The following is a 15,040-nucleotide window of genomic DNA, read 5'->3' as shown; positions in this document are numbered from 1 at the left end:
TCCGTATCTTTTATTTCCAACAGCAGCACGGGAACGGAATCGTGTGCTTCCCCCAAAACGGGACTGGCCGTTTCGATTCGCGGACTATGCCTCATCCCCTCAGGACAAGGCAAGAGCGCCCGAAAACGCTGCTGCTCACCGGAAAATCCCTACCAGGAACCGGTATTCTGCATAGATATCCACGGTTCGGCTGGTGCGAGGCTTTCGCCTTTCTGCAAAATTTCGAAAGAAATACCATCCGGTGAACGTACGAAGGCCATATGCCCGTCTCGCGGTGGCCGGTTGATGATGATGCCGTTCTGTTGCAGATGCGCGCAGAAGTCGTAGATATTATCGACCTCATAAGCGAGGTGACCGAAATTGCGGCCGCCGGTATAATCTTCGCTATCCCAGTTATAGGTGAGTTCGAGGCACGGCGCCTTGTTTTCCTTCGCCGCAGCAACGTCGTCGCGAGCTGCAAGAAACACCAGAGTGAAGCGGCCTTTTTCGTTCTCGATTCGGCGTATTTCGGCAAGGCCGAGCAGGTCGACATAGAATTTAAGTGATTCGCCAAGGTCTTTGACGCGAACCATCGTGTGCAGATACCGCATTTTATTCCTCTCCATTACACGGGTCCGAAGCCGTTAAACGCATGATCGCAAGCCCCGGACAAGGACGGCGACATAAAAGCAGCTGCGTAAATCAAAAACTAGGGCTTGCGTGAAACCGTTACCAAGATGTTAATCTGGCGCACAGGAATCAGTTGACCGGTGTATGGCGCGTAATCGAGGGGTTGGCAGGATATGGCTGATAGGATGTCATCGAAAACGATAGTCGATGTCGAGGACCTTTCGGGCGATGCCGTGGACCTGACCGAGATCACCGGCGTCGTGAAGTGGTTCGATGTCGCCAAGGGTTTCGGCTTCATCGTGCCCGACAACGGCACACAGGATGTGCTGCTGCATGTTTCCTGCCTGCGTCGCGACGGTTACCAGACGATCCTTGAAGGCACGCGCATTGTCGCCCTTATCCAGCGGCGCGACCGTGGCTTTCAGGCATTTCGCATTCTCTCCATGGATCAGTCCACCGCCGTCCACCCCTCGCAGCTGCCGCCGGTGCGCACCCATGTGCAGGTGACGCCGTCCAGCGGACTGGAGCGCGCCATCGTCAAGTGGTTCAACCGCACCAAGGGTTTCGGTTTCCTGACGCGTGGCGAAGGAACGGAAGACATTTTCGTGCATATGGAGACACTGCGCCGTTTCGGCCTGACCGAACTTCGCCCCGGGCAGGTTGTGCTGGTGCGTTATGGCGATGGCGACAAAGGCCTGATGGCCGCGGAAATCCATCCGGACAACCCGGTTTCGATCGGGATGTCGCATTGATGTCCGCCCTGCCCGATATGGTGAAGAGCGCCGTTATGGCGCTTCTTTTTTTCACGCTGGCCAGCGCCGCCCAGGCGCAGCAACAGCAGACATTCACCTCCGAACCGCTGCAGATTGAAACGGCCGGGGGAAAAAGCCACGATTTCACTGTGGAACTGGCGCTGAACAATGCCCAGCGCGAACAGGGCCTGATGTTCCGCAAGAGCATGCCACCAGAAAACGGCATGTTGTTCAATTTCGGTGAACCGCGTGATGTCGCCATGTGGATGCGGAACACGCTTATTCCGCTCGACATGCTTTTCATTGGCCGTGACGGCCGCATCACCCACATCCACGAAAACGCGGTTCCACATTCGGAAGCCATCATCAGCTCCCGCGGGCCAGTGAAATTCGTGCTTGAACTGAATGGCGGCGCTGCGAAACGTTACGGCATCAAGCCTGGCGATATTGTGCGCAGCGCGCAAATTGGCAACCGGAAGTGACGTTGCCGCGTTATTGCGTCTGAATGAGCCGGACGATGTTTCGCCCGGCTGGCGCAATGTTCAATAGACCGGCTCTATATGGCTCAGAATCCTGCAGTTGGAAATGGAAGCGGCAAGGTTGATGGCGATGTCGATCGCCTCGACCGAATCAGCCGTGCCTTCCAGATAGATCACGTCATTTTCGACAGTGGCGGAAATGCGCGACTTTTCGAGACCTGATTCGAAGGCCAGTGCCGAGGTAATGGCCTGGCATACGCCTGCCATGCGGTCACCAAAGAAGCTTTCCTGAATACCTGACAGATTGAACATATGTGTTCTCCTTCTTATGGACATTACAACGCCTTTGGTGGCGGTTTTGTTCATCTCCGGTTCATCTATTTGTTCATCTTCCATTCATCTTGAAAAATTGGAACCCCCCAATCGATCACATTTTAGGTGATCGGGAACCATTTCGTGAGGCGGGCATTTCGCGCATGGGAGTGAAAAGAGAGTGAAAACCGCCATGAAGGCGCGTGAAACAGGAGGAGAATGACATGCTGATCAACAGAACGGAGCCGTGTCACCACGCCTCGTGGATGAAGCCGGTGGCGATCCACCTGCCCCTGTCCGCAGCAGTGGAAATCTATAGCCCGCTGGTAGCACTGGACATGCTGATGTACCGCTGGCCGGAAGAACACGGCCCGGAATATGAAGAAGCACGCAGAAACTGCCTCGATGCCATCGCCGGACGATGCGACATCGAAAAAGCGCGGGAGTCGTTTCTCATCGCAAGCAGTCACGCTCATATTCTCAACATGCACTGACGTTCATTATCCGCGTTGATGACTGGCCCTTCTCCGCGAAGGGCTTTTCTTTTGGCGTTCACTGTTTCAGGCACGAGGTCGCGCGCGGAAAACTCCCGCCTGCCGCCGGTGACATGTAACTGTCACGCAAACGTTATAATCGGCAGAGACAAATTCCGTGGAATCACCGGGCGGACAAACCGCCGGAAGCTCGGGAGTGGACCTGGCCAGCATGGAAACCGTCTTTGCCCTTTGCGCAATTCTGCTCGTCGCTTTCAACCTTCTCGGTATCTGCCTTGCCGGGTGGCGGCTAAAGCGGCGCGACCCGGAAAATTCCCTTGCGCGGCAAAAACCGCCTGTCTCGATCGTTGTGCCACTGCGCGGTGTGGAAAGTTTCACCCCTCTTACGCTGTCACGCGCCTTCGAGCTCGATTGGCCGGATTACGAACTGCTTTTCTGCGTTGCAGATGAATTCGACCCCGTCATTGCGCAAGTGCGCAAAGCCCAGAGCGCCTTTCCTTCCGTTTCGGCGCAATTGCTCATCGGCGACGACCGGATCAGTGCCAATCCAAAACTGAACAATTGCGTCAAGGGCTGGCTGGCCGCCCGGCATGAATGGGTCATCCTCGCCGATTCGAACGTATTGATGCCAAAATCCTACGTGACGCGCATGATGTCGGCCTGGCGGAAAGACAGCGGCCTCGTGTGCTCCCCGCCGCTGGGCTCGCGGCCGACGGGTTTCTGGGCGCATGTGGAATGTGCCTTCCTCAACGGCGCGCAGGGCCGCTGGCAATATGCGGCAGAAGCCATCGGAATGGGATTCGCGCAGGGCAAATCCATGTTGTGGAACAAACCGTTCCTCGAAGACCATGGGGGTATCCGCGCCCTCGCCGCCGAAATCGCCGAAGACGCCGCCTCGACGAAGCTGGTGCGGAACGCTGGCCGCAGGGTGCATCTTGTCTCCGCCCCTTTCGAGCAACCGCTCGGCCAGCGTCACGCCGGCGAGATCTGGTCACGCCAGGCCCGCTGGGCGCGGCTAAGGCGCGTGACCTTCCCGCAATATTTCGCGCCGGAAATCCTGACGGGCGCACTTCCCCCGCTTCTGTTCGCACTCACCGCGGCGGCCATGATGGACGTGAACCTCTTAGCGACCGCCCTCGCCGTCCTCGTCCTCATATACGGCCCCGAATTGGCCCTGACCGCCCTCAACGGGTGGCCAATATCGCTCCATACCCTGCCGGCCATGATCGCACGGGACATCATAATGCCCGTCATCTGGACCAGAAGCTGGATTGGCAGCGCAGTGGCATGGCGCGGCAATGTCATGACAATCGGTACGGCAGAAAGCACTTTGGCCGGCCCGCCAGCGGAATAATGACGATTTATGGGAAGAGGTTACGCCGCAAAGCTGATGCTTTGCCTTAAAATGGTCGGAGTGGAGAGATTCGAACTCCCGACCCTCTGGTCCCAAACCAGATGCGCTACCAGACTGCGCTACACTCCGCCGAGGCGATGGCTGGGGAATACACGGTTCATACGCAGTCCGCAACAGGGAAATTCATCTTTGTTCAGCCGCGACACAGTTGAGCAAAACGTAAGGTCGAGCGGGCAGCACATGAACCGACAGCAAGGGGATAATCGTCTTGACTCTCACTTGAACTCGGTCCATTTCAAATTCAACGTTCCTGACACGATTTGGTTATTCTATTCAGGTACGTGATGAATAATCCGGGGTTTCACCCCGCTGTCCAACCGGAGCAGTTTCGACATGTCTGCGAAGATTTACCGCCCTGCAAAAACCGCCATGCAATCCGGCAAGGCGAAGACCAATGTCTGGGTTCTGGAATTCGACGCCGAGGTTCCGCGCAAGATCGATCCGATCATGGGCTACACCTCCAGTTCCGACATGAAGCAGCAGGTCAAGCTGACATTCGAGACACAGGAACAGGCCGAAGCCTATGCCCAGCGCAAGGGCATCGAATATCGCGTGATCCAGCCGAAAGAAGCGACCCGCAAGGTGGTTTCCTACACCGACAATTTCCGTTTCAACCGCACCCAGCCCTGGACGCACTGAAACAAGACGACCAAAGTTTTTGCCGGAGCATCGATTGCCCGGCATGACGGCCCCTTAGCTCAACTGGATAGAGCAACTGCCTTCTAAGCAGTAGGTCGCAGGTTCGAGTCCTGCAGGGGTCGCCACCGCTTTCTTGAATTCCCCACAAATGACTGGTTTGGGTTCGATCGCAGACACGGTTTCAGTCCTTATTTGCGCTCCGGCGATCCTTCGCTCTTCTCCATTTCATGAGATAACCGAAACCCGGTCCGATCAGCGCGCCGCCGATAACCCATTCCACCAAAGTCAGAGGTCGCTCGTCCGGATCGTGGCCAGTCAGGTAAAGAAAGAGAAAAAACGCGATAACGCCGCCGATCAAGAGGGTGATCGGAAACAACACACTGTCGCGAAAGCCTTTCATGCGATCCACTCCCTCGGCCGTGTTGATAGGTATTGGATATGATGCCGTTGGCAAACGCCTTTTGCAGCCGCCACGGCAAGTTATCGATCGGGCGGGATTGCGCCGGGGTCGTACCATTGTAAGCGGCGGAAGACGACCTACCTAGAGGCCGAGTTTAACGAGGCCGCCCCGGAGTTCCCGGAGGGGCAAAAATCAGTCAGGGACTTGATGCAACTTCAAAAATTAGGTGCACCGCTTTCGACGGACCGCCTTGTCCTGCGCGAATTCACAAAAGGCGATTTCCCCGGCTATTCAGCCTACCATTCTCTGCAGGAGGTTTATCGATATCTTTACGCTGCACCTCCAACTGGAGATGCATTGCGAGAGCAGTTCTCGACGATTTTGGCGGCACCATTTGAGAAGGATGGCGACACCTATCGACTGGCCGTCGAGCGAAAGGCTGACAACGCACTGGTCGGTGAAGTCCTGTTGAAGCTGGCTAGTGTTGATGCACTGCAGGGAGAGGTTGGATATATTTTCAATCCAGAATTTGCGGGGAACGGGTATGCAACGGAGGCTGTTGGCGCGATGGTCAGCATAGGCTTCTCGTCAATCGGATTTCATCGAATCTTCGCGCGGCTGGACGCTGCGAACAAGGGTTCGGTCGGCGTTGTTGAGCGCCTTGGACTGCGTCGAGAAGCGCATTTGATCCAGAACGACCGCTTCCGAGACGTCTGGGGAGACGAGTATATTTACGCGGTTCTTGCTTCGGAATGGAAATCGCGCGCCGGCGTAATTTTGCCGTCCGCTTAGGGCCGACGGCCATAATCGCGCAGAAGCGCCAATTGTGGTCATTGATTAATTGTTTGCTGTCCCCTAAAAGACGCCCAATAGCAGAGGAGATTTATGCGCAGAGGCTTGTGATTTCGACCGCAATTTGCGGCTTCACCTGGCACCAGTATCGGTAGCCGGACCTTTTTGCATATCTTTTCTGCGGAGTTCTCATGAAATTCGAGGACGTTATCATCCGGCCTTTCGAGGCCTCGGACACAGTAAAACTTTCCAACATCTGGCTCGAAGCCTCGTTGCTTGCTCATCCGTTTATCGGCGAGCGTCGTTTGATGGAGCAAAAGGCACTTATTGAGGAACAATATTTGCCTGGCGCCCAAACGTGGGTCGCAACATTAAACGGCCAAGCTGCGGGCTTTATCAGCCTGCTCGACACTTTCATAGGCGGCTTATTTGTTTCCCCGTGCCATCAAGGCCTCGGTATCGGGCGTAAACTCGTTTCGCACGCGCTGAATTTGAAGGGCGAGCTTTCGCTTGAAGCCTATACTGAAAACGTGCAGGCGATGGGCTTCTATAGATCGCTCGGCTTTCAGGAGCTTTCCCGTCGCGCGATTGATGATGAAGGTTATCCGTTCGAAAATGCCCGTTTGCGGCTAGTCGGCTAAGGGCAACTTGTCGGGCGCCACGGTAGTCGCCCGACAACCGCCTTGGCCAATCCCCGTGATCGGAATGAGCGGCGGAGGCCCATCGCTTTAGCCGATTTGCATACTTCCATCCTGCTCCCAAGCAGAACGCCTATGCCAGCACTTTGCTCTACCCCTGCCCCATCAGCGTGAAATAGCCCCATGCGGCGGCGAAAAACAATATGACAGCCGCAATCGTCAATGCCCTCTTCGCTTTTGGCCCGAGCGGTTCGCGCGGCTTCTTCGGCGGCACCGGTTTGCGGAACTTCACCACATTGTCGTTCATTTCATCATCGTCCTGAATGTCGCTGCTGAAACCTCTGCCGCATCTGTGGCATCGGCTTTTCGAATACCTATCTCTAGCAGACCAGAACTATCATAAATATTACCAAGTTTTCACTTCACCCTTGGGGCAAGCTATGTCACTTCCCACAATCAGAGGAATATAACGGCGACAGACGGACGAACAAACCGGAGAGCGGCGGCAACTCTCTGTAGTATTTTGAACTTTGCGGGTGACGAGAATGAATGACGCCAATACCAGTGGCAGCGATACCAAAAACAGCCAGCCCGATCTGCGCGAGATTTTGGGTACGACCAGAAACGGCCGCAAGAAAAAGTCGCGTCGGTTCCTCTATGTGGCAGCAGCCATTGTGCTGATTGGCGGCGGTCTTGGTTATTATTACCAGTCACGCGCAGGCGGTGTGGCTTATAGCTACACCACGGAAGCAGCGCGTCAGGGCGATCTCTCGGTCATCGTCACCTCCACCGGCTCGGTTCAGCCGACGGATCAGGTTGATATATCGAGCGAACTGTCCGGCACGGTGCGCAAGGTCAACGTGACCTACAACACCCCGGTCAAGGCCGGAGACGTTCTGGCGGAGCTGGATACCAACAAGCTGGAAGCCGACGTGCAGAGCGCCCGCGCCAAGCTCGCTTCCGCCAAGGCCAATGTGCTGAAGGCCCGCGCGGACCTTGGCTCGGCAAAGACATCCATGGAGCGCCTGCGATCCCTGGTTCAGAACCGCGTCTCCAGCCAGCAGGATCTGGACGCCGCGCAGTTCACCCATGATGCGGCGGCCGCAACGCTTGAGGTCAATGAGGCGACCGTGCTGTCGGCGGAAGCGGATCTGCGGCTCGCCGAGGTCAATCTGGGCAAGGCCAAGATCGTTTCGCCGATCGATGGCGTTATCCTCACCCGCAGCGTCGATCCGGGCGCCACGGTCGCCTCCTCGCTCAATGCCCCTGTTCTCTTTACCATCGCCGGCGATCTGCGCCACATGGAGCTGCAGGTCTCGGTGGATGAGGCCGATGTCGGCAAGGTGGAAACCGGGCAGAAGGCCACATTCAACGTCGATGCCTATCCCGACCGCAGCTTCCCGGCCGAGATCGAGACCGTGCGCTTCGCCTCGGAAACCGTATCCAACGTGGTGACCTATAAGGGCATATTGACGGTCGACAATGCAGAACTGCTGCTTCGCCCCGGCATGACGGCAACGGCCAATATCATCGTTGAAGAGATCAAGGATGCCCTGCTGGTACCCAATTCCGCGCTTCGTTATACACCGCCGCGCGAATCCGCTTCGCGTGGGGGCGGGTTGATGAGCCTGTTCCGACCGCCCCGCATGGGCCGCTCGCAAAACCGCGATGCCGGCCAGGCCGCCCAGGGTAAAAGGACGGTCTGGGTGCTGCGCAACAACAATCCGGTTTCCGTCGCAATCGAAACTGGCTCCACCGACGGCCAGCATACCGTGGTGAAATCTGGCGAATTAAAAGCCGATGACCAGGTAATTACCGACGCAACGGCCCGTAACGCCGGCTGACGGAGGACAAGCGCATGCAACAGCCGCCGCTCATCGAGTTCCGTGATGTCGTGAAGCAATATGGTCGCGGCGAAGCGACGATCCGCGCGCTCGACGGCGTCAGCCTGTCGATCTGCGAGAAGGAATTCGTCGCCATCATGGGACCGTCGGGATCGGGCAAATCCACCTCGATGAACATCATCGGCTGTCTGGACGTCCCATCGGCTGGCGAATATCTCTTCCAGGGCGTGCCGACCAGCGACTTCGATAACGAACATCTGACGCTCTTGCGCCGGCACATGCTCGGTTTCGTGTTTCAGGGCTTTAACCTTCTCTCCCGCACCTCTGCGGTGGAAAATGTCGAACTGCCGCTGATCTATCGGGGCATGAAGGCCTCGGAACGGCGTGAGCGCGCCATGGAGGCGCTGGCGCAGGTGGGCCTCAAAGGCCGCGAAGATCACACCACGCAGGAGCTTTCCGGCGGCCAGCAGCAGCGTGTGGCCATTGCCCGCGCCATCGTCACCCGCCCCGCGCTGCTTCTGGCCGACGAGCCGACCGGCAATCTCGATACGAAGACCAGCGTCGAAATCATGGAACTGATAACCTCGCTCAATCGCGACAAGGGCATCACCGTCGTCATGGTAACCCATGAGGAGGACATCGCCGCTTATGCCGGGCGCCTGCTGCGTTTTGTCGACGGCCACCTCGCCTCCGACAGCGCCGCGGATCATAAGGAGACATTGGATGTTCTTTGAAACATCGCGTCTTGCCCTGCGCGCCATCAGCCGCAACCTGTTGCGCTCCTTTCTCACGGTGCTCGGCGTCGTCATTGGTGTGGCCGCCGTCATTGCCATGGTCACCATCGGCAACGGTACGACCGAGCAGGTAAAATCGGAACTGTCACGGCTCGGCACCAACATGCTGTTCGTGCGCCCCGGCCAGTTCGGCCCCGGCCGCGCCAGCACCGAGGCCAAGCGCTTCGATGACCGCGATGTCGAGGCGATACGCAACCAGATATCGGGCATCCGCGCCGTCGCACCGCAGAACCGCAGTTCCGCCGCAACCGTCATTTTCGGCGGCAAGAACCACCAGACAAGCGTCATCGGCACCACCAATGATTACCTGATCGCCCAGGACTGGACGATCGCGCTGGGTCGTGACTTCCAGCCCGCCGAAGATCGCGGCGGTCAGATCGGCTGCATCATCGGCGAAACCGTGCGTCAGGAACTGTTCGGTGCGGAAAACCCTGTGGGACAGACGATCCGCGTCAGCAACATCTCCTGCCCCGTCATTGGCGTTCTCGCCCGCAAAGGCCAGTCCGGCCTCGGCGACGATCAGGACGACACGATCATCATGCCGCTCAAAATCCACCAGCGGCGCATTGGCGGCACCACCACCATTTCCTCGATCATGGTTTCGGCGCAGGATGGCGTTTCCACCGCCAAGGTGCAGAGCGACCTGCAAAACCTGCTGCGCGAGCGCCGCCGCATCAACATCGGCCGCGAGGATGATTTTACTGTCAACGACATGACGCAGATCGCTTCCGCCATGACCGGCACGACGACGCTTCTCACCGGACTTCTCGGCGCGGTTGCCGCCGTCAGCCTTCTCGTGGGCGGCATCGGCATCATGAACATCATGCTCGTCTCGGTAACGGAGCGCACGCGTGAGATCGGCATTCGGCTTGCCATCGGCGCATTGGAAAAACAGGTGCTGACACAGTTTCTGGTGGAAGCGGTGATGCTCTCGGCCTTCGGCGGCATCGTCGGCATCCTCACCGGCCTCGGCCTCGCCTACGCGGTCGTCAGCTTCCTCAACGTGCCTTTCGTCACCAGCCCATCGATCATCTTCCTCGCCTTCGCCTTTTCAGCCGCCATCGGCGTGATTTTCGGCTATTTTCCCGCGCGGCGGGCGGCGAGTCTCAGCCCGATCGAAGCCCTGAGACACGAGTGATCAATCCGGCCTAACGATCTGCGGCTTGCCGCCATTCCTCAAGCGCCTGTTCTACATCGGTCTGGTAAGACGGCGGGTAGTTTCGCTGCAGGAGGGCGTGCAAATATAATTCAACGGCCCGCCTTTGAGCGTCGTTCAACAGCGCAAATTTCTCCGGGCGGCCGCGCAGATGGGGCACGAACTCGTGCCGGTAACAACCGTCGAGATCGGCGATCATGTAGGCGGGTAGATGAAACCGCATTGCTTCGGCATCAAAAAACGCAGGACTGGCGGAGTGTAGGTTCACGTCTTCCACCGTGATCGCAGACCAGTCGTCCTTTTCGTCCTCGGCGCGGCGGGCGGCAAGCACATCATGGCTCGCGTAATTATCAATCGCGGCGGCCTCGCGAAGACCCACACCGGCGCCTAGGGTGACGTGCGCGAAAGCAGCTTTTACCGCCGCCCTTGCCGTGGCCGTGCTCTCCCCTGCCGGTCTCAACACGTGAACCGCCCGTTCAATGATGGCCCCCTCCGCCCCCGTCCAACGTCAGGCCGACCAGAATGCCGGCAGCAACGAGGCTAAGTGTCCAGACATCAATCGAGCTGCTGCTATTCCCCACGCTACCCCCCTCACTGAAACCATCCGCATTCAATCTTGCTTCATGACGTCAATCGGATAGGCTCTCCGGACACCTACCGCATGGAGTCTCGATGTTCAAATCCGTATCCGATAGCGCTGCGGCTGCAGACGGCGGATCGCTTGCCCTTTTTGTGGAGCGACAGGACGGGCAGACGGAAGTGTTTGTGATCCATCGCTCGCTCGCATCGCGCGGGACGCCTGACTATAACAGGATCACGTCAAGCCTGCGGCCACTCACTGCAGAAGATTGCCGGGAGATCGCCGCGGCTCTCGAACCGCTATTGATGACCACGCCATCAATCCATCCACTGGCCGATTTCATCGAAGCCTTCAAACAGCAGTCATGATCCTTGGAAAGCTGATTTTGCGTGAGACGCAGTCTGCGGAAAAAACCTGAAACTTGTCATCCGTCATCCTCGGGCTTGACCCGAGGATCTACAAACGTCTCAAGCGATTTGACGGGGATGGAACCCTCGGGTCAAGCCCGAGGATGACGTCGCGTTTGTGGGAGCGCTGTGTGCAAAAGAATATCTAACTATCCATCGCAGAGATAGTGCAGCCAATCAGACGCTGGCTTCTGCCTCACGCTGCTTCGCAAGCGCGGCGAGATCCGCAGGCTTCAGCTCAACAGATTCACCGCAGCCGCAGGCCGAGGTCTGGTTCGGATTGTTGAAGGTGAAACCGGAGCGCATCTTGGTCACTTCGAAATCCATCTGCGTGCCGAGCAGATAAAGCACGGCGGAAGGCTGAACCCAGACTTTCGCGCCTTCGAATTCCACCAGATCGTCCTTCGCATCCGGCTCGGTCACGAGGTCGATGGTATATTCCATGCCCGCGCAACCGCCCTTCTTAATGCCGACGCGCACGCCCTTGGCGTCCGGTCCGGAATTTTCGACGATCGCTTTAACGCGCGAGGCAGCAGCCCCGGTCATGGTCATGATTGCAAAGCCCATGGGCCCATTCTCCTTCGACAATCGAGTTCAAGGCTCGATGCTTATGGAATTCAATTTAAGTGCGCCTGACGATGTCATCAAGGGATGACACCAGGCAAAATCAAATCAGTACCAGCCGACGGCAACCTGCGCTTCTTCCGACATGCGGTCCGGCGTCCACGGCGGATCGAAGGTCATTTCGACGGTGACACCGGAAACACCTTCGACGGCGCCAACGGCGTTCTCCACCCAGCCCGGCATTTCGCCAGCGACGGGGCAACCGGGTGCCGTCAGCGTCATGACGATCTTGACCATCCGGTCATCTTCGATATCGATCTTGTAGACCAGCCCGAGTTCGAAGATGTCGGCCGGAATTTCCGGGTCATAAACGGTCTTCAGCGCCGCGATCACATCGTCGCTGAGGCGTGCAAGCTCATCCGGCGGAATGGTGGATACCTTTTCCTGAGCTTCGGTCGCATCCTGGGTCTTTGCAGTGGCATCGGCAGTCATGGTCTTAAACCTCAATCCTGATTTCAAGCTGCGATATCAGGCGAAAAATTTGCGGGCATATTCCAGCGCCTCGACAAGAGAGTCTACTTCGGCGCGGGTATTGTAAAGGCCGAACGATGCCCGGCATGTGGAGGTGACGCCGAAGCGTTTCAAGAGCGGCATGGCGCAATGGGTGCCGGCCCGTACGGCAACGCCGCGCCGGTCGATCACCATCGAGACATCATGGGCATGAATGCCCTCAAGCTCGAAGGAGAAAATACCGCCCTTGTCAGGCGCGTTGCCGATGATGCGAAGCGAATTGATCTCGCGCAGCCGCTCGGCGGCATAAGCGGCAAGATCGGCCTCGTGTGCTGCAATCGCGGAACGGCCGAGATTGTCCATGTAATCGAGCGCATGACCGAGGCCGATCGCCTGCACGATGGGCGGCGTACCCGCTTCGAAACGATGCGGCGGCTCGTTATAGGTGACATTGTCTTCGGAAACGTCGAGGATCATCTCGCCGCCGCCCTGGAACGGCCGCATCTCGCGCAGCCGCTCCGCCTTGCCATAGAGCACGCCGATGCCCGAGGGACCATAAAGCTTGTGGCCCGTCATCACATACCAGTCGCAATCGATATCGCGCACATCAACAGGCATATGAACAGCGCCCTGCGATCCATCGATCAGCACCGGAATGCCACGCTCATGCGCGATACGGCAGATTTCCTTGACCGGCACGATGGTGCCGAGCGCATTCGACATATGGGTGATGGCAACGAGCTTGGTGCGCTCCGTCAGGCTCTTTTCGAAAGCCTCGATATGAAATGCGCCGTCATCATCAACCGGCACCCAGACGAGCTTGGCGCCCTGCCGTTCGCGGATGAAATGCCATGGCACGATATTGGAGTGATGCTCCATGATCGAGATGACGATCTCGTCGCCCTCGCCGATCTTGGGCACGCCATATCCATAGGCAACTGTATTGATCGCCTCGGTGGAGGATTTGGTGAAGACGATCTCGTCCACCGAACCGGCATTGAGGAACCGGCGCACTTTTTCGCGCGCCGCTTCATAGGCATCGGTTGCGGCATTGGAGAGGAAATGCAGGCCGCGATGCACGTTCGCGTACTCATTTGCATAAGCATGCGAAACGGCGTCGATCACCACCTGCGGCTTTTGAGCGGACGCGCCGTTGTCGAGATAGACCAGCGGCTTGCCATAGACCTCGCGCGACAGGATCGGGAAATCCTTGCGCACGGCTTCGATGTCATAAGGAGCCGCCATTGCGGTCTGGTCCATTTCTCGGGCCCTTTCATGGTGCTCTTCTGGAGAGCTCCGGGTTTTGCAGCCGTTACCGCTGCTTCACGTCATCCTCGGGCTTGTCCCGAGGATGACGACGGAGAGGTTACTAAGCGTGATGCTCCAGCCAGCCGGAAATGATCGTCTCCAGCGCCTCTACCAGATTTTCTTCTTCCAGTTCCTCGACGATCTCGGCAACGAAGGCGTTGACGAGCATCGCCCGTGCCTTCGCCCGCGGGACGCCGCGTGCCATCAGGTAATAGAGATGGTTGTCGCTGATATCGGCAACCGTCGCGCCATGGCCGCACTGAACGTCATCGGCGAAGATTTCCAGTTCCGGCTTTGCCGAGAACTCGCCATCGTCAGACATCAGCAGCGTGTTGCACGCCATCTTCGCGTCGGTCTTCTGGGCATCCGGTGCGACCCGGATCATGCCCTGGAAAATGCCCTTTGCACGGTCGAACACCACGTTGCGGAAAACTTCCGTCGAGGTCGTGTTCGGCACGTTGTGGCCAAGAACCATCGTCACGTCCGTATGGGTTTCGCCACCCAGAAGGTTGACGCCGCGAACGATGAGATCAGTGCCCTCACCTTCCACATCGATGCGCAGTTCCTGACGCACCAGCTTGCCGCCGGCATTGATCACGAAGAGACGCAGCTTGGCTTCCGCGCCGAGCTTGATGCGCAGCTGGCCAAGGTGAATATCGGCAGCACCCTGCTGTTGCAAAAGGATCCAGGTTGCTTCCGCGCCATCCTCAACGACGATATCGCTGACCGAGGAGACAAGCGCCGCATCGGGCGTCGCCGAAAGGTGACGTTCAATGACGGTCGCTTTCGAACCCTTGCCGAAGCGCACCGGGAAGCGGCTGTGAACCTGGCCTGCGCCATGGATAGCCTGCAGTTCGATCGGCTTGTCGAGCTCAGCATCGGCGGGAATTTCGACCACGAGGCCGTCACGCACAAAGCTGCCATTGATGCGGCCAATCGTGTCATCCTTGCTGGCTTCCGCAAGGCCAGCCGCGGCAGAGCCGTCGAGCAGGCTGTCGGCAAAGCGCGATACGCTGACACCATCGACCTTGCCGATATCGGCCGTGCCATGCAGCATGTAAGCCACAGGCGAACCGGCAATAATCGACGCAGCCTTCTCGATGACAGGCGCGGGCCGGTCTTCCGGAACCGTGCGCAGCAGGCTCTTCAGATCGGTATAGTGCCAGGCCTCGATGCGGCGTGTCGGAAGACCACCGGTCTTCAGATCGTCGAACAGCACGTCACGCGCGGCAACCACAGCGCCGTCGCCGGGCAACTCGCTGAACTTGGCGGTGTAGGCATCGACCAGCGCGGTTTCCGCTGGCGTCAGCCGGTTGGTAGCTTGAATGTTCATGGACATCACCTCCTG

20 protein-coding genes and 2 tRNA genes are annotated in these 15,040 nt (G+C 58.0%); 12 read left to right on the top strand and 10 right to left on the bottom strand.

Annotation, left to right across the window (positions count from 1 at the left end):
• Positions 1-149: 149 nt before the first annotated feature.
• Positions 150-590, bottom strand: a complete 441-nt coding sequence (locus tag DOU54_RS05555; protein ID WP_045533768.1) for a VOC family protein — start codon at positions 588-590, stop codon at positions 150-152.
• A 192-nt stretch (positions 591-782) separates the two neighbouring features.
• Here DOU54_RS05555 and DOU54_RS05550 point away from each other — a divergent pair, with 192 nt between their 5' ends.
• The gene (locus DOU54_RS05550; protein ID WP_004442353.1) at positions 783-1,361 is read left to right on the top strand and encodes a cold-shock protein; all 579 of its coding nucleotides are present in this window, start codon (positions 783-785) and stop codon (positions 1,359-1,361) included.
• Complete coding sequence (locus tag DOU54_RS05545; protein ID WP_004442355.1) at positions 1,361-1,843, top strand: DUF192 domain-containing protein; 483 nt, start codon at positions 1,361-1,363, stop codon at positions 1,841-1,843. Before DOU54_RS05550 ends, DOU54_RS05545 begins: the two co-directional genes overlap by 1 nt.
• A gap of 60 nt (positions 1,844-1,903) precedes the next feature.
• Here DOU54_RS05545 and DOU54_RS05540 read toward each other — a convergent pair whose 3' ends face one another.
• The gene (locus DOU54_RS05540) at positions 1,904-2,152 is read right to left on the bottom strand and encodes a BON domain-containing protein (protein WP_003522642.1); all 249 of its coding nucleotides are present in this window, start codon (positions 2,150-2,152) and stop codon (positions 1,904-1,906) included.
• Between the two features lie 224 nt (positions 2,153-2,376).
• Here DOU54_RS05540 and DOU54_RS05535 point away from each other — a divergent pair, with 224 nt between their 5' ends.
• Positions 2,377-2,646, top strand: coding sequence for a DUF982 domain-containing protein (locus DOU54_RS05535; RefSeq protein WP_004442357.1), 270 nt, complete (start codon positions 2,377-2,379; stop codon positions 2,644-2,646).
• Positions 2,647-2,857: 211 nt separating this feature from the next.
• Positions 2,858-4,000, top strand: a complete 1,143-nt coding sequence (locus tag DOU54_RS05530; RefSeq protein ID WP_004442359.1) for a ceramide glucosyltransferase — start codon at positions 2,858-2,860, stop codon at positions 3,998-4,000.
• Between the two features lie 52 nt (positions 4,001-4,052).
• Here the strand turns inward: DOU54_RS05530 and DOU54_RS05525 are convergent.
• Positions 4,053-4,129, bottom strand: a tRNA-Pro gene (locus tag DOU54_RS05525).
• Positions 4,130-4,393: 264 nt separating this feature from the next.
• Between DOU54_RS05525 and DOU54_RS05520 the strand changes: the two genes are divergently transcribed.
• Positions 4,394-4,699 carry an ETC complex I subunit gene (locus DOU54_RS05520; protein WP_004442361.1) on the top strand — a complete coding sequence of 102 codons (306 nt, stop codon included), beginning with the start codon at positions 4,394-4,396 and terminating at the stop codon, positions 4,697-4,699.
• Positions 4,700-4,747: 48 nt separating this feature from the next.
• Positions 4,748-4,824, top strand: a tRNA-Arg gene (locus DOU54_RS05515).
• A gap of 56 nt (positions 4,825-4,880) precedes the next feature.
• Here the strand turns inward: DOU54_RS05515 and DOU54_RS05510 are convergent.
• The gene (locus tag DOU54_RS05510) at positions 4,881-5,099 is read right to left on the bottom strand and encodes a hypothetical protein (protein WP_006698803.1); all 219 of its coding nucleotides are present in this window, start codon (positions 5,097-5,099) and stop codon (positions 4,881-4,883) included.
• 207 nt (positions 5,100-5,306) lie between these two features.
• Here DOU54_RS05510 and DOU54_RS05500 point away from each other — a divergent pair, with 207 nt between their 5' ends.
• Both DOU54_RS05500 and DOU54_RS05495 read left to right on the top strand, forming a co-directional pair.
• Positions 5,307-5,891 carry a GNAT family N-acetyltransferase gene (locus DOU54_RS05500; RefSeq protein ID WP_113381339.1) on the top strand — a complete coding sequence of 195 codons (585 nt, stop codon included), beginning with the start codon at positions 5,307-5,309 and terminating at the stop codon, positions 5,889-5,891.
• Positions 5,892-6,082: 191 nt separating this feature from the next.
• Positions 6,083-6,532: a GNAT family N-acetyltransferase gene (locus DOU54_RS05495; RefSeq protein ID WP_006698801.1), complete on the top strand. Its 450-nt coding sequence runs from the start codon at positions 6,083-6,085 to the stop codon at positions 6,530-6,532.
• 148 nt (positions 6,533-6,680) lie between these two features.
• Here the strand turns inward: DOU54_RS05495 and DOU54_RS05490 are convergent, their stop codons facing one another.
• Positions 6,681-6,836: a hypothetical protein gene (locus DOU54_RS05490; RefSeq protein WP_006698800.1), complete on the bottom strand. Its 156-nt coding sequence runs from the start codon at positions 6,834-6,836 to the stop codon at positions 6,681-6,683.
• Between the two features lie 238 nt (positions 6,837-7,074).
• On the opposite strand from DOU54_RS05490, the gene DOU54_RS05485 reads away from it, so the two are divergent.
• Genes DOU54_RS05485 through DOU54_RS05475 form a run of 3 tightly spaced genes read left to right on the top strand, consistent with a single transcriptional unit; the run spans position 7,075 to position 10,305 of the window.
• Entirely contained in the window at positions 7,075-8,373 is a 1,299-nt protein-coding gene (locus tag DOU54_RS05485) for an efflux RND transporter periplasmic adaptor subunit (RefSeq protein WP_112554548.1), read from the top strand.
• Between the two features lie 14 nt (positions 8,374-8,387).
• Positions 8,388-9,107, top strand: a complete 720-nt coding sequence (locus DOU54_RS05480; protein ID WP_113381338.1) for an ABC transporter ATP-binding protein — start codon at positions 8,388-8,390, stop codon at positions 9,105-9,107.
• Positions 9,097-10,305, top strand: a complete 1,209-nt coding sequence (locus DOU54_RS05475; protein ID WP_004442376.1) for an ABC transporter permease — start codon at positions 9,097-9,099, stop codon at positions 10,303-10,305. Before DOU54_RS05480 ends, DOU54_RS05475 begins: the two co-directional genes overlap by 11 nt.
• Before the next feature lie 10 nt (positions 10,306-10,315).
• Here DOU54_RS05475 and DOU54_RS05470 read toward each other — a convergent pair whose 3' ends face one another.
• Positions 10,316-10,786, bottom strand: coding sequence for a DUF6714 family protein (locus DOU54_RS05470; RefSeq protein WP_286079862.1), 471 nt, complete (start codon positions 10,784-10,786; stop codon positions 10,316-10,318).
• Positions 10,787-10,995: 209 nt separating this feature from the next.
• Between DOU54_RS05470 and DOU54_RS05465 the strand changes: the two genes are divergently transcribed.
• Positions 10,996-11,271, top strand: a complete 276-nt coding sequence (locus DOU54_RS05465; protein ID WP_077986207.1) for a hypothetical protein — start codon at positions 10,996-10,998, stop codon at positions 11,269-11,271.
• 216 nt (positions 11,272-11,487) lie between these two features.
• Here the strand turns inward: DOU54_RS05465 and sufA are convergent, their stop codons facing one another.
• The 4 genes from sufA to sufD form a co-directional block, all read right to left on the bottom strand.
• Positions 11,488-11,877 (bottom strand): Fe-S cluster assembly scaffold SufA, encoded by a 390-nt coding sequence (sufA, locus tag DOU54_RS05460; protein ID WP_004442383.1) that lies wholly within the window; start codon positions 11,875-11,877, stop codon positions 11,488-11,490.
• Positions 11,878-11,982: 105 nt separating this feature from the next.
• Positions 11,983-12,366 (bottom strand): SUF system Fe-S cluster assembly protein, encoded by a 384-nt coding sequence (locus DOU54_RS05455; RefSeq protein WP_004442386.1) that lies wholly within the window; start codon positions 12,364-12,366, stop codon positions 11,983-11,985.
• Positions 12,367-12,402: 36 nt separating this feature from the next.
• Positions 12,403-13,644, bottom strand: coding sequence for a cysteine desulfurase (locus DOU54_RS05450; protein ID WP_162749617.1), 1,242 nt, complete (start codon positions 13,642-13,644; stop codon positions 12,403-12,405).
• Positions 13,645-13,753: 109 nt separating this feature from the next.
• A complete protein-coding gene (sufD, locus tag DOU54_RS05445) occupies positions 13,754-15,025 on the bottom strand; it encodes a Fe-S cluster assembly protein SufD (protein WP_113731014.1) in 1,272 nt (423 codons plus the stop codon).
• Between the last annotated feature and the right edge of the window lie 15 nt (positions 15,026-15,040).

Origin of the sequence: Agrobacterium sp. MS2, from assembly GCF_003261015.1 — a bacterium.
Classification (GTDB): domain Bacteria; phylum Pseudomonadota; class Alphaproteobacteria; order Rhizobiales; family Rhizobiaceae; genus Agrobacterium; species Agrobacterium pusense.
This window is presented reverse-complemented; position numbering and strand designations above follow the sequence as displayed.